The sequence below is a fragment of the Lutimonas sp. genome (genome assembly GCF_051011215.1).
Classification (GTDB): Bacteria; Bacteroidota; Bacteroidia; order Flavobacteriales; family Flavobacteriaceae; genus Lutimonas.
This window is the reverse complement of sequence record NZ_JBPCUJ010000130.1, coordinates 1-2,762: the sequence shown is the minus strand read 5'-3', so window position 1 is coordinate 2,762 and position 2,762 is coordinate 1. Positions and strand designations below refer to the sequence as shown.

Sequence of the window (2,762 nt, the reverse complement as noted above, 5' to 3'; positions counted from 1 at the left end):
AGAAACTGGTATGTCTAAGTAGTTCTCAGATAATTCTTTTTGTTTTCTTAAGGCTGTATTTAGCACAAAGTCAGTAACCAAATTGATTAGTCGATTTTTTTCCAAGTAAGGTATAAACACATCGGGTGGGACTATGCCATAGCGAGGGTTTTCCCAACGAATTAATGCTTCCATGCCAATAGGCATTCCGCTATTTACATCAACTTGTGGCTGATACATGAGAAAAAATTCGCTGTTATTAAGTGCTGTTTCAAGCTTAGATTTTATCTCAAATGATTTGTCGTCCGATCCTTCTTTTTCAGGCGACAAAATTTCATAAGACTTATGATTTTGCTCAGCCAGATCAAGTGCGATTTCGGCATTTTGTAAAAACTTTATGGCATCAATGTTTTTATCTTTGGCTAAAGCAATGCCAATTGAAATTTGTGAAAATATATCCTCACTTTGAATAACAAATTTCTGATTGCTAAATTGCACTAGCTTATTAGCAGCAAGTATGACGTGACCTTTATTTTTTATATTTCCCAGTAATATTGCAAATTTATCGCTTGTAAGGGGGTAAACGATATCTTTTTCTCTAGTATTATCAATTAACCAATCAAAAGCCCGGGAATAAAATTGATCACCTACATGATAATTGAAGTTGATATTAACTTCGTCTATAGCACTGATTTTAACGATAACAAGGGCTGGATATGACTGAGACGGTTCAGATTTTTTTAAAAAATCGAGAAGTACATTGAGAAAATCAATGTGTCCATCGTGACGGCGAATCGCAACCATTGCTATTTCTCAATTTTCTTCTATTAAGAAATATTCAGTTGGATCAATATCATAGCTACCAGGCTCTAGGCCTTTATTAATCCAAAGCGATTTTCTTTCCTCCAAACTGATTGTTACAAATTCATCTTTAAAATTTTTATTTTTATCTAAAATAATTATCACGTCTGGCTTTAGTTTTGAGGAACTGTTTTGTCTGACTACTACACCTACGGATTCATTATTAAGCTCTACAAGTGTGCCGGTGGGAAAGAAACCTATAGCTTGTATAAACTGCTCAACTAATTGCTTTTGAAAGAGCTTGTCAGAGAGTTGGTTAAATGCACGAAGACAATCATACGTAGACATTTGTTGCGCATATGGTCTTTGAGATGTCATAGCACCAAAGCTATCAACGATACCTGCAATCCTTCCAAACATTGGTATTGATTCACCGGCCAAACCCTTGGGATATCCAGTGCCGTCATGACGTTCATGGTGAGTTTCTAACATTGATCGAACAATTGGACTTACTTCAGCTGTTTGATTGAGTACTTCCAAACCGAAATCTACATGCTTTCGCATAAGGCTGGTTTCTGACTCAGTTAAAACTTCTGCTTTATTAAGTAACTCATCTGGTATCTTTGTCTTTCCGATATCAAGCAGCATCGCACCCAACCCAAGCATCTGGAGCTCTTGCTGATCGTATCCTAAATGGCGGCCTAGCAAAAAAGCATATATGGAGGATGAAACCGAGTGACGATAAATATAATCATCTTTTTGCTTCATCAAGGATAACCAAGTTATCGCGTCACTATTTCGTAAAACACTATCCATTAATGTTTTAGTTGACTTCTTCACGCTAGAAAGTTTTAATTTTCCACTTTTTTTCAGTTCACCCATTACATCGTGGATAATTTTATTAGATTCTGTTAAAGCTTTATTTGCATTTGGCAATTCATCTGTAAAACTAATTTTGTCTTTGTAGGATAAAATTGATGTATTAAAGCTATTTAAGAAATCTTCTTTTATTGATTCTGATTTTTCTTTTGATTGGTTTGATTCTACAGATTCCTTTTCCTCTATCTCTATTTGTTTTTCAACATCAATGTAGACATAAGAACAGTATTTTTTAATTGCATTAATATCACTTTTAGTTTTTACTGGAAAACCTTGCAAAATAAACGGAGTGTCTAACCATGGGCGATCCAATTTTGATACGAACATTCCAAGTTTTAGGTCTTTAATGGGTGTTTTAACTAATTCAATTTGCATATCACACAGTTTCTGTTGAAGTTAAATATAATTGCACCGTGCTCCAGGTGCTTATTGGCTGGTATGCCTAAAGATATATGGTCACGAAATCTATAACGGCAAATCATAGATAAAGTTCACTACTTAATTTTAAATTTATGACAAAAGGACAGTTAAATGCCTTTGAAAATGCAGGAATATTTTCAAAGTATGGGTTCTTATTAAAGTTATAATATATCCGGCCGATAAACTGCTTAGGTGAATTACATCAAATTTCTTGATGAACACTATGGAGTGCGAGTACCAACTTTACGATAATTAAAAAATGTTTTGAATGACCGCTATTGGCCGAAAGCAGACATTTAATAAGGGCGTTTATTACTAAAACCATAGTAAAAGTGTCAAGAAAATGACATTTAAAAGTCGTGACTGCAAACGACATACATTTCATAGGTTATCTACCCTCGTTTGTCCTAATTACCCTGATGGGTAATTGTTGCAAAATTAAACAAAAGTAGAATTATCTACTATGACAAACTTAAAAGTACGCGCTCTTGTGATTATTTCATTTATGGCATTGGTGCTAACTATTGTCGTTATGCCTGCGAAATTCCATCAAGGGTTCAATCAGAATGATATATATGAGATGTCAGAGCCTTTTTCTTCTGGCTCTCTATTAATGTATTAATCATTAGAAACATTTCCACACGACTCTTAGTTCGTATTGAGATATTCAACGAATGTCTGCT

General features: G+C 34.4%; 2 protein-coding genes. Both read right to left on the bottom strand.

Annotation, left to right across the window (positions count from 1 at the left end):
- The coding region (locus ACR2MV_RS12430; protein ID WP_434022243.1) for an EAL domain-containing protein at positions 1 to 783 on the bottom strand (783 nt) is incomplete at its 3' end.
- A 9-nt stretch (positions 784 to 792) separates the two neighbouring features.
- Complete coding sequence (locus tag ACR2MV_RS12425) at positions 793 to 2,034, bottom strand: HD-GYP domain-containing protein (protein WP_434022242.1); 1,242 nt, start codon at positions 2,032 to 2,034, stop codon at positions 793 to 795.
- Positions 2,035 to 2,762: the final 728 nt, after the last annotated feature.

Coding starts and splice junctions, on each gene's coding strand:
- ACR2MV_RS12425 (WP_434022242.1), bottom strand. CDS start 2,034: ATGCAAATTGAATTAGTTAAAACACCCATTAAAGACCTAAAACTTGGA.